Origin of the sequence: Pseudoalteromonas rubra (assembly GCF_001482385.1) — a bacterium.
Lineage (GTDB): Bacteria > Pseudomonadota > Gammaproteobacteria > Enterobacterales > Alteromonadaceae > Pseudoalteromonas > Pseudoalteromonas ardens.
On record NZ_CP013611.1, the window covers coordinates 845,113 to 863,972 of the forward strand.

20 protein-coding genes are annotated in these 18,860 nt (G+C 47.8%); 7 read left to right on the forward strand and 13 right to left on the reverse strand.

Annotation, left to right across the window (positions count from 1 at the left end; genetic code table 11):
• Positions 1 to 17 precede the first annotated feature (17 nt).
• From AT705_RS03765 to AT705_RS03805, 9 genes are all read right to left on the reverse strand, one after another.
• Complete coding sequence (locus AT705_RS03765) at positions 18 to 1,016, reverse strand: hypothetical protein (RefSeq protein WP_058795552.1); 999 nt, start codon at positions 1,014 to 1,016, stop codon at positions 18 to 20.
• A 92-nt stretch (positions 1,017 to 1,108) separates the two neighbouring features.
• Positions 1,109 to 1,771 carry a hypothetical protein gene (locus AT705_RS03770; protein WP_058795553.1) on the reverse strand — a complete coding sequence of 221 codons (663 nt, stop codon included), beginning with the start codon at positions 1,769 to 1,771 and terminating at the stop codon, positions 1,109 to 1,111.
• A 184-nt stretch (positions 1,772 to 1,955) separates the two neighbouring features.
• Positions 1,956 to 2,954, reverse strand: a complete 999-nt coding sequence (locus tag AT705_RS03775) for a hypothetical protein (protein ID WP_157576654.1) — start codon at positions 2,952 to 2,954, stop codon at positions 1,956 to 1,958.
• 17 nt (positions 2,955 to 2,971) lie between these two features.
• The gene (locus AT705_RS03780) at positions 2,972 to 3,790 is read right to left on the reverse strand and encodes a lamin tail domain-containing protein (RefSeq protein ID WP_058795555.1); all 819 of its coding nucleotides are present in this window, start codon (positions 3,788 to 3,790) and stop codon (positions 2,972 to 2,974) included.
• 2 nt (positions 3,791 to 3,792) lie between these two features.
• Complete coding sequence (locus tag AT705_RS03785) at positions 3,793 to 4,428, reverse strand: glycoside hydrolase family 19 protein (RefSeq protein ID WP_058795556.1); 636 nt, start codon at positions 4,426 to 4,428, stop codon at positions 3,793 to 3,795.
• A 155-nt stretch (positions 4,429 to 4,583) separates the two neighbouring features.
• On the reverse strand, positions 4,584 to 5,390 hold the full coding sequence (locus AT705_RS03790; protein ID WP_058795557.1) for a hypothetical protein: 807 nt from the start codon (positions 5,388 to 5,390) through the stop codon (positions 4,584 to 4,586).
• Entirely contained in the window at positions 5,383 to 6,420 is a 1,038-nt protein-coding gene (locus AT705_RS03795; RefSeq protein ID WP_058795558.1) for an MlaD family protein, read from the reverse strand. The genes AT705_RS03790 and AT705_RS03795 overlap by 8 nt, the downstream gene beginning before the upstream one ends.
• On the reverse strand, positions 6,392 to 7,090 hold the full coding sequence (locus AT705_RS03800; protein ID WP_058795559.1) for an ATP-binding cassette domain-containing protein: 699 nt from the start codon (positions 7,088 to 7,090) through the stop codon (positions 6,392 to 6,394). The genes AT705_RS03795 and AT705_RS03800 overlap by 29 nt, the downstream gene beginning before the upstream one ends.
• On the reverse strand, positions 7,090 to 7,842 hold the full coding sequence (locus AT705_RS03805; protein WP_058795560.1) for an ABC transporter permease: 753 nt from the start codon (positions 7,840 to 7,842) through the stop codon (positions 7,090 to 7,092). The genes AT705_RS03800 and AT705_RS03805 overlap by 1 nt, the downstream gene beginning before the upstream one ends.
• A gap of 299 nt (positions 7,843 to 8,141) precedes the next feature.
• Here AT705_RS03805 and AT705_RS03810 point away from each other — a divergent pair, with 299 nt between their 5' ends.
• Positions 8,142 to 9,491, forward strand: coding sequence for a dicarboxylate/amino acid:cation symporter (locus tag AT705_RS03810; protein ID WP_058795561.1), 1,350 nt, complete (start codon positions 8,142 to 8,144; stop codon positions 9,489 to 9,491).
• Positions 9,492 to 9,620: 129 nt separating this feature from the next.
• Here the strand turns inward: AT705_RS03810 and AT705_RS03815 are convergent, their stop codons facing one another.
• Together AT705_RS03815 and AT705_RS03820 are read right to left on the reverse strand one after the other, a co-directional pair.
• A complete protein-coding gene (locus tag AT705_RS03815; protein WP_058795562.1) occupies positions 9,621 to 9,932 on the reverse strand; it encodes a hypothetical protein in 312 nt (103 codons plus the stop codon).
• A gap of 84 nt (positions 9,933 to 10,016) precedes the next feature.
• Entirely contained in the window at positions 10,017 to 10,196 is a 180-nt protein-coding gene (locus AT705_RS03820) for a DUF6435 family protein (RefSeq protein ID WP_058795563.1), read from the reverse strand.
• A 273-nt stretch (positions 10,197 to 10,469) separates the two neighbouring features.
• Here AT705_RS03820 and AT705_RS03825 point away from each other — a divergent pair, with 273 nt between their 5' ends.
• The 5 genes from AT705_RS03825 to AT705_RS03850 all read left to right on the forward strand — a co-directional run bounded on the left by AT705_RS03825 (position 10,470) and on the right by AT705_RS03850 (position 16,164).
• On the forward strand, positions 10,470 to 10,934 hold the full coding sequence (locus AT705_RS03825; protein WP_058795564.1) for a hypothetical protein: 465 nt from the start codon (positions 10,470 to 10,472) through the stop codon (positions 10,932 to 10,934).
• Positions 10,935 to 11,015: 81 nt separating this feature from the next.
• Positions 11,016 to 11,729: a phosphatidylserine decarboxylase gene (locus tag AT705_RS24815; RefSeq protein WP_237113815.1), complete on the forward strand. Its 714-nt coding sequence runs from the start codon at positions 11,016 to 11,018 to the stop codon at positions 11,727 to 11,729.
• Between the two features lie 359 nt (positions 11,730 to 12,088).
• Positions 12,089 to 12,727, forward strand: coding sequence for an IS5 family transposase (locus AT705_RS03840; protein ID WP_237113780.1), 639 nt, complete (start codon positions 12,089 to 12,091; stop codon positions 12,725 to 12,727).
• Positions 12,728 to 12,794: 67 nt separating this feature from the next.
• Positions 12,795 to 14,642 carry a hypothetical protein gene (locus AT705_RS03845; protein ID WP_058795567.1) on the forward strand — a complete coding sequence of 616 codons (1,848 nt, stop codon included), beginning with the start codon at positions 12,795 to 12,797 and terminating at the stop codon, positions 14,640 to 14,642.
• A 220-nt stretch (positions 14,643 to 14,862) separates the two neighbouring features.
• Complete coding sequence (locus AT705_RS03850) at positions 14,863 to 16,164, forward strand: peroxidase, FMP-type (protein WP_058795568.1); 1,302 nt, start codon at positions 14,863 to 14,865, stop codon at positions 16,162 to 16,164.
• A 78-nt stretch (positions 16,165 to 16,242) separates the two neighbouring features.
• Here AT705_RS03850 and AT705_RS03855 read toward each other — a convergent pair whose 3' ends face one another.
• Together AT705_RS03855 and AT705_RS03860 are read right to left on the reverse strand one after the other, a co-directional pair.
• Positions 16,243 to 16,590 carry a hypothetical protein gene (locus AT705_RS03855; RefSeq protein ID WP_058795569.1) on the reverse strand — a complete coding sequence of 116 codons (348 nt, stop codon included), beginning with the start codon at positions 16,588 to 16,590 and terminating at the stop codon, positions 16,243 to 16,245.
• A gap of 65 nt (positions 16,591 to 16,655) precedes the next feature.
• The gene (locus AT705_RS03860) at positions 16,656 to 17,648 is read right to left on the reverse strand and encodes a hypothetical protein (protein ID WP_058795570.1); all 993 of its coding nucleotides are present in this window, start codon (positions 17,646 to 17,648) and stop codon (positions 16,656 to 16,658) included.
• 414 nt (positions 17,649 to 18,062) lie between these two features.
• On the opposite strand from AT705_RS03860, the gene AT705_RS03865 reads away from it, so the two are divergent.
• Positions 18,063 to 18,809 carry a hypothetical protein gene (locus AT705_RS03865; RefSeq protein WP_049865283.1) on the forward strand — a complete coding sequence of 249 codons (747 nt, stop codon included), beginning with the start codon at positions 18,063 to 18,065 and terminating at the stop codon, positions 18,807 to 18,809.
• Positions 18,810 to 18,860: the final 51 nt, after the last annotated feature.

Sequence of the window (18,860 nt, forward strand, 5' to 3'; positions counted from 1 at the left end):
TGATAGTTCGGACAAAATCAGGGGGACACAAAAGCAGAGCCAGGGTATTGCCTGGTATCAAACTGCGTAAACCCGCGATGATGCAATTGGCGGGATAGCCAGTTGCAATGGTAAGCAGCAGCATGATTAAATTTGTACCAATACGACTCTTTAAATTGACTCAATGCCCGAATGCGACCCGATTTAGTGATCTGGCCATATCGCCGCGCCTGCTCCAGAAAAGCCGTTTCCCGAGATGTTGTGCTGCCTTTGCCAGCCAGCACAGGCATTGTATATTCACCGAGTAATGACGTCCACAAGCGCTCGCGGCTTATGCAGTTCGGCGTTTTTATCATCTGCGAATACAAAGCACACAGCCTGCGGTAAATTGCCTGAACACGCGCATTTTTGTGCATTTGCCAGTCGTTACCAGTCAGTTTAAGGGGTTTATTGTGTTGCCAGCATTCCAGCGCGTAACAGGTAGCAAGCCAGCTCTGGCAAAGTGATGGCCAGTGTGACAAAGGCCAGGTACTCTGATAAACGTAAAGGCGGCAGCCAAACAAGGCTTCAGACATCTGTCGTACCTCATTGTGATACAAAGACTTAAAAATCACGTCATTGAGCATGCTTCGTGAAAAGCGGCTGTCAGGCTGACACAGCAAAAATGTGGGCAGCCTGTTTAGCTGAGGTTTAATCAGCATTTCAGCTAACCGCCCTGGCATTGGGCTTGAAAGGCCCGCTTCGCCAAATGACAATACTGGGTTGCGCATTCCTTCCTCATACTCACCAAAAGCCGGTAAGTGAGAAAAAGCCAGCTTACAGTAAGCTGGACCAAAACTATCGATATCGTTATCAGCACACCCCGTTTGAACAGGAGTAATATACGCTGAGTCGCAATGCCAGTTTAGGGTCACTTGTGGCATCCGCTGCAACACACCCTGCCCTGCATATTTCGCCAACCGACGTGCGCTTTTGGGTTCGATGTTAAGTGCAAGCCCGGCCAGATAGGTACCATAAAAATGGAACAAGGAATTCATAGAGGCTCCAGAAATATAAATTGCATAAAACGTTGAACCAAAGGCACTTTTGCTTTCCTGGTTCAACACATAAAGGGGCTAGTAAGCCTGTGCTATTGATTAACCTGATGGTGGGCGCGCAGACATTCCGTAAAGCGATTGATGGCCCGCTGCGCTGTCAACTTATCTGGCGTTGATGTGGCCTGAGTCGGGTCACAAGATATTTGCGCAGCTTTAACTCGCTGCTCAATAATGGCCTGAAAGGCCTGCGCAAACGCAAAGCTGCTTAGCTGGCAATAAATGCGATGTTGTTCGGTACCTGAGTGGTCGTCGCGCGGCAGACTGTAAGAAACCAGATAAGGCGGTATGTCAGAAGCCTTGCTGTGGTTGGCTGCCTGAGGGAAAAGGACGAAATCAGTCGTGTGGTAGCGGTCCATCATGTCATCACAAACAGGGAGGCCACTGGCATTCCCAAGCGCGTAACTACAAAACAACACATCCACACCTGCAAGGAGTTCGGATAACAAGGCATTAAATCCATATCTGACTCCCGGTGGCAGACCTGTTTCCGCCTGTAAGGGGGCAAATGACTCTCCGGTCACGCTGTATTCACTTGCCCAGCTTTGGTGCGGCAAAGTCGGTATAACGCTATGCCGATTTCGACTCGCCAGCGTATAGCCCAAATCGAACAAGTCTGTGACCTCAGGCTGATCTGACAAACAGGCAAATCGAAGCCCATCGACAGCCTCACATAAACGAAAACTCAATGTACTCATTTTTTCTGCTCCATAGTTTGAACATTTAACTAGGATCAGAATAAAATTTATCACGCCAATTTATCGGGGGGTTTCTGCGATTTTTTGCTGTAAATCTATGCACTTGTTCATAAAAACATGGCCTGATTAACAGGGTGATTGACGGCTATCGCAACTCAACAACCAACATAATCAGACCATGACACTATGATTGTGCGTGACGACTTAGCGTCACTGTGTCGGTCAGCTCACTGAGCATCAGGTGAATTTGCTCAGGCGTAATATCTGGGTCGCTGGTGAGCTTTTGTTGGATAGCAAGGATCCCAAGGCTGACCGAGGTGAGCTGCTCCAGTTCTTGTAAACGCACTTGTAAAGCCAGGGATTGCGTACTGTTATCAGGCGCAGGCGTGGCTGGCGGAGCAATAAAAGACTGTATCGTTTCAACCACTCGGTCGAGTATTTTGTACACCAGATTAGCCGAAAATCCACCAACCAATGCCATCGTTATTCTCAGTGCAGCCTGACTGATCTCAGTACCGCGATGTTGCGCTGCTGTGGCATCGGCCACTGCCTTTAGGTCAATAGGAATAAGCTGTGTAAGAATGATCCCGGCAATCAGACCGACCACAAAACGCACCCAATAAGAACTTTCATATTTGGGATCGAAGCAGCCCGCAGTCACATAGCTATTTGCTTTAAACAGCGCGGAAAATGAGGCCCCGATTGCCGCCGCTGCAAGCAAAATTGCCTGTACATAGAGCAGTCGGGTACCTTCCATATCGAACATACTGGCGACCATGTTCTCATTGTTAATATAACTCGACAGACTCAGCGCAATGAGCGCAACCAGTGAGCTGATCGCCACCAGCATCATTTTTCGGATCAGTTTCACCCGGCCCAAAAATAATAACCAGGACCCCTTGTGGCTTTCTTCCGCCATCAACCAGATGGTCTCTGGTTTGGCCGGTGATACCAACTCCGCCAGGCGATTGTGTACCCGGGCAAGATCCCGAGCACCAGTCGCATCTTTGTCCGTCAGGTCTAGTTGATAGAGCATCATCACTGTACTTTCGGGTACCTGCAATCCCTTGCGAAATGCAAATGCCATCATGGCATGACACTCCTCGATGAGCTGCGTCCATGGCCTCAACCGGACCACTGTAGTCCCGGCACCTCTCTCTTTGCTGACAGCTTGCGTCACCATTATTTGTTCTCCCTGACTCACCAGCGAAACTTGCTCACCCGCTGACCCTGATAGTCAAGCAAACATGTTTCGCCTCCCTCACGTGACCACAAAGCCTGTGGACTATTGAAACTAAATCCGCCAGTTTGTGGATTGCACAGGCTTGTATAAACTCGCACCATGCCCTGAGGACGTAACACTGCGCCAGAGGGAAACTCAAACTGCTGAGATTTATCGCCACTAATAGACCAGCCACTGAGATCTACCCAGGCCGATCCCAGATTGGCAATTTCGACATATTCATCGTGCTGTGCTCTGTCATAATGAACCTGACTGATCGCAACTTCACAGTGAGCAGCAACACCATATTTCCAGCAGCAGATCTCCGCCCAGCTGACATCCAGCAAAGTCGCGCTGTCCCCCCGGTTATTCCAGATAGGTCTGGTGCTGGCAAAGCTGGGGGTTGAGTCACATTCACTGGTTGCTATGGTGAGCTTTTCCTGCGGGTATAACAATGTTCGGTGTGGAAAAACCAGAGACTGTCCTTGATCACCCGCGCATAATCTCCAGCCATGTAAATCAACTATCGCCGGACCCCGATTGAAAAGCTGTATGTATTCTTCCAGATAATTCACATGACAAATCTGGATCTGATGTGCCGATAGCAGCTCAAAACACGTTTGCCACCAGACCGACATGGCATCCACGTCCTGAACATTGTTACGCGCCTGAACAAAGTTTTCTTTGCATTGCTGTAAAACAAGATGCTCCAGTCTTTGCCAGCACAGTTCGCTATTTTGCAGATAGGCAAAGTGACGACTCAGTTCAATCAGTGACATTTTGCTGATTGCATCCATCGTCACACTCCCTGATCTATCGACATAAACTGTTTGGCACGATTTAAAAATGCCGCCCTGTCCTCCAGGCCATGGATCCCGCCGTTGATTTTTCGCGTGATGGCGACCAATTCGTCCTGATCAGCAAGCCTGTTTAATTTGCGACTTTGCCAGTAAAAGCATGCCGATCTGACAGCAACATCCGGCTCACTGCATAGCAATTCTGGATGGCTAAGCAAGTCCTGCCCTATTGCTTCTGAGCATCTTTGATAGTTACTTTTGCCTGTCAGCTGTATCAATCCCCGACCGCGATAGCGCCAGCCGTCCCCGGAAGCTTCATCGCCATTGCCCATTCTATCGGCATACACCCGATTAGCTATCAGCTCTGGCTTACGCGCATAATCAGCAGCAATCGTCTCATCATCAAAGTACTTACCAAATACGGTGCGCAGTGCCACTGCTGAATAATTGAGGTTTTCCTGCTTATATTTCAGGCTGCCACTTTCGTGACCAATTTGTGCTAAAAAGTGTGCCACCCGTAATGGCGTTGTTATCTCGTACTCGGGCAACACTGAGTTGAGCGCACTCAAGTAATAGCGAATATTATCAACGCTGGCATGGGGCATAATGTCCTTGATAAGGCTTTGTTTTAGCTGCATGGTAGTTATCCTGTGATCTGTTTAGATGACCACCAGTTTGCCTAAACAGCGATGCAGAAACTCGGACAATCCCATGCCGGTTCGCTGGTATTCTACGATTTGCAACAGCAAGAATGGCTGTAAATTTGAACTAAGAGAAAGACAAGGATAAGGGCCTAATGGCCGGAGCTGGCCAACTCAGCGAGACGCGCCTGATAATATTGAGCCCGGGCTGTATCTCCGGTGGCAAGATAATGCTGCACCGCAATCTCAAAGCAGTCAACCAGTTTGTTGGTCAACTCCAAAGAGGCAAAGTGTGCGATCGCAGTCTCAATCGCCTGAGGCACATCATGATGTTCGAATGTAACTCGCCACAAGACATTATGATAAATCACAAAAGACAAGATCTCTATGTTGTTCAGTGTCCTGTCGGCTTTCATTTTTGCCAGTAGCTGCATGTCCTGTTCGGCCTGAAGCCAGTCCAGCCGCTGCGGTGTATACTGCCAACCCACCCAGCGATAGTAAACCTGCTTTTCAGATTGCTCGCTGTACTGAGCCTGTAATTTGCTCAAAAGCGCCTGTGCTTGTGCCTGCTCGCCACGAGAAAATGCCAGTTTGCTACGCATAAAATCAATGGCCGGTGCCAATTCAGTATGCTCGAACCTGACAAACTCAGCAGCCTGAGCAATTTTTCCTTCAGCCAGTTCTCCCTGCCCTTGCTTAATGTACACCGCCGCTTGCTTAAGGCGGGCCAGTCCCATTTGTGCTACGTCATGCCTTTTACTGGCATATCGATAGGCATTATCGTAATACTGTAAAGCCTGCTGATAAGCCCCCTGCTGACGTTTGCGATCCCCTTGAGCCAGCCAGGCTGAAGCCTGCCGCTGATAGGTGTTAACCTGATAATCTCGCTCTGGCGCCGAGGAACAACCGGTCAATCCACCCAGGACGCAAAGCAATATCAGACAAGGTGTCTTAATCATGCATTTCTATCCCTTCGTTGTCTGCGGGCACACTGATCCCCTCTCTGAAAACGGGGTGATTATTAAGCGCCTCCAGGGTTTTTTCCATTTGTGTCAAAACCTGCTGCACACTGTGCACAGTCAGGATAAACTGCTCTCGCTCACCGTGTACATCTTTGAGCATTTGCTGCATCACAGTGAGATTCGCGTTAAGATTGTGCAGGACCAGCGGAAGCTGGCTATCTGTGATTTCTTTCACCAGTTCAGTGGGCTGACCATAAGTTGTTAAAGTCGATTGTGCCTGGGTCAGCATACCGTCAGTTTTCACCAGGGTCTGATTAAGCTGACTGAGTAATTGCGGCATCTGAGCCAGCCAGACCTGACTCTGCTTAAGGGTTTTCTCAGCTTCAGGTAACAATTCGCTTTCACGCAACTCTTCACTGACTATCATGATGTGATCACTGATCTTTGCCACTCTGTCGAGTGCTCTGAACAAGGAGCCTGCTTCGGGATTATCTTCTTTTTGTAAATTCTGCAAAAGATCCTGAATACTGGTCAGGATCGATTCCACATCGTCTTTTGAGCGCGATACATAGCCTGCGGCGAGATATTGCTGACCAAGCGCACTATTGATGTGAGGTACCAGTGCTCCTGCTGGCAAGGCCACAAAAGGACCTACTTTGTCTGCTTCGGGCAACAGCAAATCTAGCGTCGTCACTTCATCAAAAATAGGATGTTGCTCGCCCGTTAGCAGCGCATATTTTACGACTTTCGTGCTGTATTCTTGAAACACCCAAAACTCAACGTCAATCTCATTGCTCTGCAAATTGAGCTGATAACTGTCAATCCGGCCTATTTCCATCCCTTTGAAATATACGGCAGGCAACGCACTCAAGCCGCGCGCATTATCCAGCACCGTCTTATAATAAACTTTGTCGGCAAAGGTGTGGTTATTCACCAGGATCATGATGCAAAATGCAGCCAGGAGTAATACCCCGGTAAGGCTGAAGGCGATGACTATTCTATTGGCATTTTTGGGCTTGTGCTGCATGCTCACTCCCCAGGGTTAATTCATCCACAAATCCCAAATGCACTTGGTGGTCTGCCAGGCTGGTGATTAACTCCTGACGATTTGAGCAAAGCACCAGTGTCGTTCCTTTTTCTTTAAGGTGTTTCAGTAGCTCTAGCTCATGCTGGCACCAGGCGCGGTCAACTTGTGCCATCGGCGCATCCCAAATTAACGCTTTTGGCTCCATGATCAACGCACGGGACAGCCCGGCAAGTGATGCCAACCCGGAAGACAAACGATCAGTGCGTTTATCCAGATACTGAGTTAAACCGAACTGCTGGCAGATCTCCCAGACTTTTTGGCGCTTTTCGTCCGAACTCAGCCGACTATGATGGCGATTTAATGGCAATAGCAGGTTTTCTTCGAGTGTCAGGTTGGATATCAGCGCAGATACTTGGAAGATCACCCCCAGATCACGCCGAAAACGCGCATACTGCAACGCCGTCATTGTCGCTATCTGTACGTCATCGATCAGCACATGACCTTGTTGAGCCCGGGTGATATCACAAATAATGTTGAACAAAACCGATTTACCACTGCCTGAGCGTCCGGTGATCAACAAACACTCTCCTGACCCAACCGTCACGTTGATATTGGCAAGAATAGGTTGTTCTGCCACGCTGTGGCTTATGTCTTTTAGTGCTATTTTCATCACCATTTACCCATCAGAGCAAAATACAACAAAGTAAACATCACATGGATCACACATAAGGCAATCAAACCCCGACCAACCGCTTTAATATTGCGCTGCGGTACCTCAGTAATCGCACTTTTCACGGTCAGACCGTGATAGCTGGCAATCAAACTGATCATTAATCCGGAAAATGCGACCTTAGCCAACATGACCACCATATCGAGCCAGTGCAACTGTGCCATGAGCTTAGCGAAAAACGTGCTCAGAGGGATTGAGGCAAATGCATTGCTGACCAGGTAACCGCCAAAAATGCCGCACGCAACAAAGTAACTCATGAGTAAGATGAGCGACGCAACCATGCCCAAAACCCTGGGCGCAACGAGATAGGAGATGGGTGATACGCCCATGGCTATCAGTGCATCTATCTCCTTACGAACCACCATATTGCCCAACTCTGTGGTAATTGCAGTGCCCGACCGGGCCAGTACCACAAAGCAAACAATAAACGGGCCGAGATCCCTGACAATGGTTGAGATCAAAATGGCATAGGTCCACTTAACCTGACCAATGGAAGACAACAAAGGGTAGCCCTGAACAATGATCAGTGCACCTATCAACAAGGCAATCAGCATCACCAGACCGAGTGCCTCTACACCGGTAAAGCGGATCTGACGTAATAAAATTTCCAGACTAATTGAACGGTGACGGTGAAAGACCAAAAAGTCAGATATCACATAGGCTGAAAAAGGTAAAAATCCATACTTAATCATTACTGCTCCCTATTGTATTGGTACAACAGACACAGCATGCTCTGGCCCTAATTGATTCAGTTAACTTTAAGCGTAGCAGTAATTTGGTGTAATACCGTGAACAAAAAGTGATTACTTCAAGAAGTGTGGATTTGCTTGCTAGATCAAGAGGAAAACTTATCTCAGTATACTGTAAAGAGAGCGTGATCCCCGTCAAAAGACCGAAGAACCGTGCACATTTGATACCGGTCAATGTTAATTCTAATCACAGTGCTAGGCTAATTACTCCAAATCGCGTGCTGCTTAACAGGGAGATCATAATGACAAACAGTCAAACGACAAACGCGCCTGCTGGCTTATTACAAAAGAAACGCCTGTGGCTGCAAATTTTAATTGCACTGGCGCTCGGCATTTCAGTTGGCTTATTGCTTTCTCCACAGGGCGCTGCCCTGGTCAGCCACTCTGCCGCTATGGACATCGCACAATGGGTTGCCCTGCCCGGACGGGTATTCCTTGCGCTGATCCAAATGGTGGTGATACCACTGGTTTTATCTTCCATTATTTTGGGCATTGCAGGTAACAAAGACACTGATTTTTTAAAGAAAGTCGGGATGCGTATATTACCTTACTTTGTCACAACCACTTTCATTGCAGTTATACTTGGCCTGGCGGTGGTCTATCTTATAGAGCCGGGTAACTATGTGGACAGTGGTTTGTTTAGCGCCATTGTGGATCAACCTGTTCAGGTTGTCGCAACGCAGGCAACACAAACCTCTATACCGGATAAAGTCGCAGCCATCATTCCCGCCAACCCTACGCAATCCACGCTTGATAAAGACATGTTTGCTATCGTCATTTACGCCAACTTTATTGGTATGGCGCTGACCACCCTGGCAGAACGGCGCAAAGCCCTGATGATAGATTTTATGGATGGGATCCAGTCTGTTTCACTGCAAATCGTTAACTGGGCCATGCTGTTGGCACCGTTTGCAGTATTTGGCCTGCTGTGTGATATCACCATAAGTATTGGTGTGGATGCATTAATTGGGGTTTCAGCCTATGTTGCGACGGTTCTGCTGGGACTCGCAGACTTGTTGATTATCTATACCCTGGTCGCCTCATTTGTTGCTAAAATCCACCCTCTGGCTTTTTTAAAAGCGATCCGCAGTGCGCAATTACTGGCATTTTCAACGTCCAGCTCCGCGGCGGTAATGCCGCTCTCTATGCGTACTGCCCAGGAGCAACTTGGGGTAAAAAAACCGATTGTGCAATTTATCGTACCGCTGGGTGCCACCATAAACATGGACGGTACCGCGCTGTATCAGGTCGTGGCTGCGATTTTCCTTACTCAGGTATTTGGCGTTGACTTGTCTGTGAACCAGGTCGTGCTACTGATCCTAACCACAGTCGGTGCATCAATCGGCTCACCCAGTACCCCTGGCGTCGGTATTGTGATCCTGGCGTCTGTGTTGGCCAGCTTTGGTATCCCTGCTGCGGGTATAGCACTGATACTCGGGGTTGACCGAATTTTAGATATGTGTCGCACCGTTATCAATGTGAGTGGCGACCTGACGGCCTGTGTCGTAATGAACCACTGGTTAAAAGACGAACTGGCTCTGACTGAGCGGGAACAAATAAGTACAAAGATGGATGACGTGATCACAAACTAGTATCAGGTACGCCATCTAAATATTAAGCCTGTACTTTACATCTGGCCTGTGCCTCTTCAACGGATTGCCCACCCAGACAAAAATCAAGCCGTACAATTTTTTCTTCAGCCTGAGGCGCAGTATCCGACGTCAATGACCATGGCCACTTTTTAGTATTTTCTTGCCCGGTCTTGATAAAGACGTAGCCGGAATACCGTGCAATAACACAACCGACTCGGTGTATCCTTGTGCATCCAAATTGACCTTAAAAATCGCGCAACCAACGATGCCCTTGCGTGCCAGGGAAACGGGATAGCGAGACTTATGCCCGGCATCAGGTTTCCAGTATACTTGAGCATTAGTTGACTGAACGTCTGTCAACCTGACATCGCCGTACAAGGTTTTGGCCTGAGCATTAAATACACTAACAACGGACAAACCAGCCAGTAAGATATACCGCATAGTAGATTCCTTTTTACATTATTTCTTACTGCGGCATTTGTACCATATTCAGACCCGCATAGCCATCAGGCCGGGTTGCGGTGATCAGTTGACGTTATTTTTTTCTAACTGCTCAATTTGTTGCCACAGCGACTCAGCTTCCGATGTGAGCATCGCATAGCCGCGAATATCACCATTACGCTGAGCGTGCATCGCTTGCTCCAGCTTGGCATCATATGCTTTACGTAACTTTTTGACCGGATCGCGTTTTAAGAATTGAAACATGAACGAACATTCCTGATAGCAGATTTTGATCTGTTAAACGTGTAACTGGTCACTTTGGATCATCCTGTCATCGAACGGATTTCACTGCGAGTTTTGCCACTCAATTTTAGCCATTAAATTGCGCCAATATCGCCCGCTTTTGCACTGTTGACCCTGTGTAATCCGCTGTAATTGCCCATTGTGTATCCCTCACCTATATAAAGCAGTGTGCTCTATCTCACACACTCGACTGACAACTAGGCGCAGATGCTTTGAACCCACAGGACAGATACCATGACTGACATTTCGACGATCCCCCTACCCGAGCCCATCAACTGGGATGACACAAGCTCTCTGGCAGAGCTTCATATTGCGGGTCTGGATGGCGTTTTTCTTGAAAATCAGCTCAACCTGCTTTGGTACCTCGAAGCACTCGCCGAAGTGTGCTCAGAAACCCACATTGCCCGACGTAAAGATATCGCAGCTTTCTGGCAACCGTATTTGTATCGTGAGCCTGGCTATACCCTGCAAAGCTTTTTTGCTCAGTGGTTAACTTACACACCCACACCAGACAACCCTGGGCAATACATCGAATGCTGGGACTACCTGGTGAATACAGAGTCCGGCCTGAAGCTGGCTAACGACGGCTACTTCAGAGGCTGGTTCAGACAATTTCTGAACTTCCATGGCGACTGGATAAACAGCACATCGTCTACCGGCACATTAAGTGCATGGATGAACTACGCTGGGACAGAGTAGCATCCTTTTAATATTAATCATTATGAACGCCCGGACCCTCATAACCCTCAGGGTGGCTTTGGCTCTTTCAATCAGTTTTTCCTGCGTAACCTTAAGCCGGGACAACGTCCTCTTTGCCCCAGAGCCGGCGAGCAAGGGGTTATTGTCTCCCCCTGCGATGGTGGCGTCTTTTTCCTCGATAAGGGCGGCTATGACGTTAACGAAAGTCATGCTAATAACCACTATGTGCTGCCAGGAAAATCCGGTGATCGCTTTAATCTGATAGACGCTATTCCGGGATACGGGCGCTGTTTCATCGGTGGCCCTTTGCTGGATATCTTGCTTTGGTTTACCGATTATCACCATTTTCATGCCCCCGTTTCTGGCACTGTGATTGACCAGGGTTTGTATGAAGGCGCATATAACTATGACTTTGATAACTTTAATCCGCGTCATCCCTATGACCCGTTACCGCCTAAAAATAGCGATAAGGCCGGCTGGTATCAAAAACTGGGTAAGCATCAGCGCTATGTTTGGGTGATAAAAACGCCCGATCTTGGGCTGGTGGCTATGATTGCCATTGGCTTTTGGGGCGTCGGGAGCATAGTGAATGTCATAGAAAATGGCGCTGAGGTGGAGCGAGGTCAATATATGGGTCACTTTGGCTACGGAGGCTCTTCGATTGTCCTGGCATTTGAACCCGGCAGAGAATATCAATTTAAAGTCGGTGAGCGACCAGTGAGTGAGCCAAATAACCCAACACTAATGCAAGTCAGAGGGTGCCTTGGCCGAGTTGTACCTCCACTTGAATGGTAACAGTGAACAGGTTGATATGTGGTCGTTATGCGCCTAATGCTTAAATGCATCTAGGCGCACAAACTATTGGGCATAGTGTCTGACCATTTCCCAACTCCATGTAGGGAAAGTGACCTGCGCACTTCGTTCCACAGTAAAATTATGAGCTTTGTTTTACTGTGAACATCGCGTCCATGCCATAGGCGGCGTAGATATGTTGCGTAACTTTTTTCGCAAGCGTGCGAGTCTGACACTGTCAGCCACAATCAGAAAAAACTACGCCACCGTTTTAATGATTCATTGGGGCGTTGTTTCCTAAATCATTGAACTAATTTAGCCTTATGTGATCAGATCTCGAAAGCAAACACAGAGACTGAACTTTGAAAGAAAAGCGTATCACCAACTGGCGCGAATACAACAAAGCCCTTATCGCCAGAGGTAACATCCAACTTTGGTTTTCCGAGGACGCGATTGAACAGTGGAAAAACACGCAACATCACGGCGGTAAAGGCCGAGCTAATCATTTCTCTGAACTGGAAATTGAGACCTGCCTGACTTTGCGGGCTGTATTTCGCTTGTCTCTTCGAGCTGCACAGGATTTTGTTTCCTCATTAATATCAATGATGAAGCTTGATTTGGATACGCCAACTTATAGTTGTTTGTGTAAGCGTAGTGCAGAGCTGGCAGTTCGTTATAGGCCAAGCTCCTGTGCATCCAGAGGCATTGATATTGTGGTTGATAGCACTGGTTTGAAGGTGTACGGAAATGGTGAGTGGCATGCAAGAAAGCATGGTGCAAACAAGCGCCGAACATGGCGAAAGCTACACCTGGCAGTTGATTCAGATACACACCAAATCGTAGGCGCTGAGTTGTCCACAGTGTCTGTAGCTGATTCAGAAGTTTTGGGTGACCTACTCAGACCATTGCGCAGGAAGATCAGTTCAGTTAAAGCAGATGGTGCTTATGATACCAGAGGCTGCTATGCCGAAGTAGCAGCTAAAAAGGCCGGAGCCAGTTGAAGGGACCCCCGCGGTTGCAGAATATACCAGCACACTCACAACGACACTTGATGGGCTGGTGTCAGTAATGCAACGGGAATACGCCTATGTCGATGAAAGTTTGCCGATTGTACCTAACTTCAAGGTTGGTAACCTGAATATGGTTTATATTGGGCAGGTACAAACGTCGCCGACCCTGATCGGCTTTATCGAAGGCGCTCCTCCGGTACCCAGCGAAAACCTCACACGTCCGTATTATGACAGCGCGACCAGTTATCATGAGTACTTTGGTGCCAGCTCTATCGCCCTGAGCGAAAGCAAAGACGTCGAATACCAATTTGAGTACAGCGACTATGAAACAACTCAACTACAAAGCTTTACAGCCAATGCTGGGGTGTTTGGTCAAACTAAAACAAGTATTGGGACTGGTACCCCCTTCTTTAAAATAACGGATGAGACATTCAACAACACCTACAAGGTTGGGGCCAAAGTCAATGTTGAACATCAGGACGGTGAGACATCCGGCTCGATGCTGAGTACCGGTTTGTCTACCAGTATCACAAACCAACTTTCCCTGCGGGGCAACTGGGAGCCGAAGCAACCCAACAACGAGGACTATCTCAACCCACAAGTAGGCAGGCGCTTCCTGCCTGACAATACAGGCTATGCACTGGTGGTATCACTTACGGCAGACCTTTATAGCCTGCAAATTGAGTCCCCCGGAGAAATGGTTGGCAAGGTTGTTGTTCCAAACACTGAGATTCCCCCCGATGAGAACATCATTACCTTCCCAATCAACCCCAAATATATTAAAAATGGGACATTGGATGGTAAAGTAGGCCTCGTCAATGATCCGGATTACCCCAATGCAGACTTTCAGCGAGGGAGTTATTTCAATACAAGTGAAGCCTATGTGCTAAAAAACAAAATTGACAAACAAACCAAAGATGCAGAGCTGGCATTCGAACAATTTAATGCTTCAAAACAAGGTCGTTCAAAAGACACCAACCTCAGTCCAGCCAAAGCGATACAGGCATACAACTTTGATGAAGACTATGCGCGACAAAGCCTGGTTAACAAGTATGTTTGGACGGCCGATGGCGGGCTCTATAAAGAAGAGAATCAAGCCATGGCCAGAACACAGGCCAGCTTTAGCGGCGCTTACAACCTGACGTTTGCTGCCGGTCCTAGTACAGAAACGGAAACCGCGTTTTTCATTGGCGTATATTCTAGTATCGACGCACTGTTCGGCAGCCAAATCAATGTCAGTGTCACAAAATCCCGATCTGAATCCCGGGGCTTTGGTTTGGAGGCCTCCGTCACTGGCGACCCAACACTGCAAGGCTGGGAACCTGATGCCGATAATGGTTCGGGTGCTTATTCTGCTCAAGCCTGTCCCGGTAAGGTCAATGCTTATTGTTTCATGTCTTACTATTTGGCCCCTTCGACAGACAACTCCGAGGCATTGCTCGATACTGTGATCGATGACAATTGGTACCGATTTAGCAACGACCCCAATGCCATCGCGCTTCGCAGTGCAATGATTAAAAACAACAAAGCCTGGCGAGTGCTTTATCGCACGACCTACGTAAGCCGGGTTCCGCCTCATGCAAACAACTCGGTTGATCAAACGGTCGGGCCGTTGGTCGATCAGGCTATTTCAGTTGAAGACAACCAGCTGTTAATTGCTTTGGTTCAAACCGAGCTCGGAACACATCTACCAACTAAGGTCAATTTAGGTGAAGCCATCATGCAAGTATTTAAGCCGGGTAAAGGTCAATCTGTACTGTCAAATTACCTTCCCTGGTGGCAAGCTTTTATAGACAGCAAAGATCCGCAGGATATTGACACGTTCAATCACCTGCAACTGGATACACTGGAGCTCTTTGTCACTGGTTTTGCCAATGGACAACTGACCAGCGCTGCACAACAATAACCCAAATGAGTGAATGATGATGACTAAATACCGTCATCGTCATTCATTTCAGCCTTCAAAACCCTCCCTGTAATAAACCGTAATGGTTACCCCGCCTATTTTGGTCCATGATTTTGCTAAAGCTGTCAAACAGTTAAACCATAGCTACCTAACACCGTTAATTTGCAGCATCTTTTTAGTGCTTTAACCACTATAAAAGACCAAAAACAAGGAACAAGCAATGACTAGCAAGACACCACAATCATCCGTTCGTCCATACCCGGAACTGAAAGGCAATGAACCCACAGTGCCGCAGTTTGGCGTGCTCGATAGACTGCACGGTACCTGGGTGAACTGGAAAGGCGGCCCCAAAGGGCTACATACCACTCCAATGCCCTCTCCCGGTACTTCTTCGGAAACCATATTTGGGGTTTTTCATTTCAAATCACAGCAATACCGCGAACAGTTAACCTTTACAAAAGTAAACGCGCCGGTTCGTAACCGTGCAGGATCAAATGAGCAATTTAATGGCCCGGTCAAATATGAAACGGCCATCATAGATAACGATGGCGACCTGCAACACTTTGAAAATGGTATGTACCTGTGGCTGGGCGACAACACTATGCCGTGGGAAGAAAATGGCCAATACCAGAATCCACGTACCATGTTTTCTCGTCCGTCAACCGTTGAAACGGTTGCAGAGGATGGTGGCGTGCCCGTCATTGGCCCGGGCGAACAAGGTCCCCAATTTGTGCCGCCCCACTCCATCTCTCGCTCAGGCGTGATCCCCCATGGCACCACGATCCACCTGACAGGTAGCGTAACCAGCTTTGACAAGGAAAAAACCCCGGATGCACCCGAAAGACCGGAAATTGCGAAGCTTTGGGAGCAACCCTACCTGTCTATCTCTCCCACCATGGGGATTGATCCTGAACGCGACCTGATCCCGGGCAGCCTGGAAAAGCCATTCTGGACAAACCTGCCACGGAACGAGCAAAGAGATTACCCCGGTCAGCCTGAAGCACATCAGGGGGTCAATAGCGCACGCGCCTATTTCCTGAATATTTTCAACTACGATAAGTACGGTGCTAAGTTCCCCTACACTGTTCAGCCAAACCTGTTACTCTCAGAATTCAATGAAGGATTAGATTTCAAAAGCTATGATCTGATCGAGTTAGACAGCCAGCACGATACGGGTGTTCAGGGTGCTACCGTTAACAACGTTATGATTGAACGCTACTGCCGTGTTGTTCGAATGCGCCATCGTATGTGGCTGGAGCAGATCACCGTTCAGGACGAAGCGGGTAAAGACAAAGTCATCGACCAATTACAGTATGAGCAAATCGTAGATTTTGAATTTATGTTTGGTGCCAGTGGCGAAACCACACAGTGGCCGCATATTCAGGTCAATACTTTAAGGCGTCTGGAAGATATTCCGGAAAATGAGCGTTATGACGCCATCGAGTTGCCTGAGGAAGAAGAGGAAGAGCCTGTAACCAAACCCAAAGCACAGGTGCACCATATGAACCACAAAGCCAAATAACATAACCTGGTTTAGCGCGATTTCTGCAAGCCTTAGACGGCGACAGCTATCGCGTTATATCACTTGCATCATATAACCTTATTTACCCTTAAGCGCTGCATACCAGCCCCCGGTCAGGACAAATTTTGGAAATGTGTAAACTTGCTCCAGAATGATCCGCAACACTGCATTGAGCGCACCCGTAAATGGCGCCGGAGGCAAGGCCTCTTCTTTATGACCTATTCCTTGTGCAATCAGAGATCCCACCATCAACAATGTAGCACTACCGAACAGTGTTATATTGAGAAAAAACAGCGCCGCAAAGCACAGTGCAAAACCCAAAATAAACAGCGGTACCGCGACGATATGTAGCCATAAATTGGTCGTCGACTGGTGAAATGTCTCACATCCTTGCCATTGCCAGGCTAAAAGCGCTTTGACTTTCATACTTGTCCTTGTTTTTGTCGTCATTTAATAAAACGAAACTATCTCGCTAGCATCGTTCTTTCTCGTTATAGCTGTTGATAAACCCGAAATGGAAATGCCTTCCAGTAAGCCGCATTCACCCCGTCCGATTTTCGATAACGCTCAAATAACTGGCGACGAACCTGGTACATAGCCTGGGCCGGAGAGTGACCCAATTTAAGCTGTGAGAAAAACCCTTGAATAGTGGCACTGGAAGAGTCTCCCGCTTCGTTACTAAAAAGCGGTGCAATCAAAAAGCGATTGTCGTAAGCTCGCAGCGCCTGAATGAAATGATAGGCGCTGCCCATTTGGCAGGAATCCAGATAAATTAACTGAGCACCAAAATGTTTTAAATCTCGGTCAGTCAGCGTCGCTGCATTAAAGTCCATCGTCCCGTTCAGATGGTCTCTGACGCCATGTAAGCTCAGCAATAAAACGTCTTGTTTTCTGAACGCTTTAAACTGCGACAAACTAACATCTGCCATCTGATAACTGCGACTTTTTGGGAAAAATTCGGGTAACAAAGCGCTGGCATTGTCTGGATCTGCTGTGGGATCAGCAATAGATAGTCCACGCCAGCTGGCAGAGTAAAACCCATCAGCTGTCACAGACACGTCGTTTAGACTATAGGAGATTGGATACTGAAGAAACAACGGCTTGTTTCTGTATGGGATCAAGCCCAATGCGTAATCAACAGTGGTCTGATCAAGTACAAAGTGAATTTGCTCCGCTTGGTCCAGCAAATGGGCCATCGGGCGCAACAACCCCTCCTCATACCGATTAAGCTGTGCTACGTCCTGAGCGGTAACTTCCCACTCGTCCAGCTTTTTCCACAGGGTTTTAAAGTCTGAATGTATGCTATTGACAGGATAAGGTACTCGGAAACGCTTTTGCTTGGAACCCAAAGTGGCAACAACAGACACGACAGCCGGCGTCTGAGTAATCCGAACATAAAGCACATCGCTATTTTCTGCCCTTGCAATTTGCATAAACATACAATTATACAGGAGCGTCACTGTCAGCAGTATCATCCTGATCATATTTCGTCTCCCTTGTTCATATTTTTGCTAATTGACTCTATGACTGCGTTAAGCTCACCAAACCAGTCCCTCAGCCCAACACGCTTTATTGTTCATCACAGCAAACTCTTTTACCTACTTAGCGCAGCCTTTAACGGCTTGTCCGTATAGAAGCACCATTTCAGGTCTACAGCGACTCCCATTATCCATGTTAACCGGGTAAAAAAACGCCCTGCGCGTTGCTGAATACGATCAACCAGCCTAAAAATACGAACATTTAATGGGCAAGGAAAAATAAACAAGTAATAAATTACTATTTTGGCATGCATGCTGCTTATAAATGGCGACTGCTCAATCGGGCAGTATTAAAAACTAACCCGTGGCTTTTAATTCAGAGCCACAGACAATTCATTTTTTCCTAAGGAGTAGAGTAAAATGAAACAACTTTTAATTTCCACCGCCCTTCTGGTTTCTGGCACTTTCTGTTTTTCCTCTCACGCCAGTAATTTAGACCCTGAACTTCAAACCAAACTGGACGACACGTTTTACCTGTATGACTCCGGGCACTACCAGGAAACACTGGACAATGTTCACTGGCTGGTGAAAAAAGGGGTTGCAGTAGATTACGATTTCTATGGCTACCGACTGGGAGTGGTTTTACCACTTTGGCGCAACCTGGCGCAAGATTTTGAGCCGGCTCGCATCAGCTTTAATCAACTACTTGAATCCAGTGTTCAGAAGGCAGTAAATTCACCACAAAACTGCGCAGCTTTTGACGATGCCCGTTCAATGCTCAGACTTCAGCACCGTGTTACCGACATCATTGCTACGTTAGAAGAGAAAGAAGCTGCACACCCTCAGGTGTGGTCGCGCTGCTGGGATGACACCGCCACACTTGATGCAGTGGAGCAAACTTCCAAGCCTCTGATCGACGCCTATATCGGCGACCTCTCTGATCACTTTGCTGCCCACTATATTCCCAATATCGAGCAGTATTACAACCAGTGTTCAACAGAAGGCGATTACCGTGAAGCTTGTCAGGACGGCGTGAAAGAGTATCTGACATCAGTCTCAAACGCATTCAGACACGCAGCCATGACCCATTATGGCCTGAATGAAGCCGGTCAGGTCGGCGGTTTAACACTTTCACTGTTACTGAAGTGGCAAGAGCAAAATAACTAATTTGCTCATCATTGCGTAGAGGCAATTAATTGCCTCTACTTTAAAAGCGGC

Bases quoted from the DNA above. Each gene is read 5' to 3' on its own strand.
- AT705_RS03765 (WP_058795552.1), bottom strand. From the start codon at position 1,016: ATGAATTCCTTGTTCCATTTTTATGGTACCTATCTGGCCGGGCTTGCA.
- AT705_RS03770 (WP_058795553.1), bottom strand. From the start codon at position 1,771: ATGAGTACATTGAGTTTTCGTTTATGTGAGGCTGTCGATGGGCTTCGA.
- AT705_RS03775 (WP_157576654.1), bottom strand. From the start codon at position 2,954: ATGGTGACGCAAGCTGTCAGCAAAGAGAGAGGTGCCGGGACTACAGTG.
- AT705_RS03780 (WP_058795555.1), bottom strand. From the start codon at position 3,790: ATGGATGCAATCAGCAAAATGTCACTGATTGAACTGAGTCGTCACTTT.
- AT705_RS03785 (WP_058795556.1), bottom strand. From the start codon at position 4,428: ATGCAGCTAAAACAAAGCCTTATCAAGGACATTATGCCCCATGCCAGC.
- AT705_RS03790 (WP_058795557.1), bottom strand. From the start codon at position 5,390: ATGATTAAGACACCTTGTCTGATATTGCTTTGCGTCCTGGGTGGATTG.
- AT705_RS03795 (WP_058795558.1), bottom strand. From the start codon at position 6,420: ATGCAGCACAAGCCCAAAAATGCCAATAGAATAGTCATCGCCTTCAGC.
- AT705_RS03800 (WP_058795559.1), bottom strand. From the start codon at position 7,090: ATGAAAATAGCACTAAAAGACATAAGCCACAGCGTGGCAGAACAACCT.
- AT705_RS03805 (WP_058795560.1), bottom strand. From the start codon at position 7,842: ATGATTAAGTATGGATTTTTACCTTTTTCAGCCTATGTGATATCTGAC.
- AT705_RS03810 (WP_058795561.1), top strand. From the start codon at position 8,142: ATGACAAACAGTCAAACGACAAACGCGCCTGCTGGCTTATTACAAAAG.
- AT705_RS03815 (WP_058795562.1), bottom strand. From the start codon at position 9,932: ATGCGGTATATCTTACTGGCTGGTTTGTCCGTTGTTAGTGTATTTAAT.
- AT705_RS03820 (WP_058795563.1), bottom strand. From the start codon at position 10,196: ATGTTTCAATTCTTAAAACGCGATCCGGTCAAAAAGTTACGTAAAGCA.
- AT705_RS03825 (WP_058795564.1), top strand. From the start codon at position 10,470: ATGACTGACATTTCGACGATCCCCCTACCCGAGCCCATCAACTGGGAT.
- AT705_RS03845 (WP_058795567.1), top strand. From the start codon at position 12,795: ATGCAACGGGAATACGCCTATGTCGATGAAAGTTTGCCGATTGTACCT.
- AT705_RS03850 (WP_058795568.1), top strand. From the start codon at position 14,863: ATGACTAGCAAGACACCACAATCATCCGTTCGTCCATACCCGGAACTG.
- AT705_RS03855 (WP_058795569.1), bottom strand. From the start codon at position 16,590: ATGAAAGTCAAAGCGCTTTTAGCCTGGCAATGGCAAGGATGTGAGACA.
- AT705_RS03860 (WP_058795570.1), bottom strand. From the start codon at position 17,648: ATGATCAGGATGATACTGCTGACAGTGACGCTCCTGTATAATTGTATG.
- AT705_RS03865 (WP_049865283.1), top strand. From the start codon at position 18,063: ATGAAACAACTTTTAATTTCCACCGCCCTTCTGGTTTCTGGCACTTTC.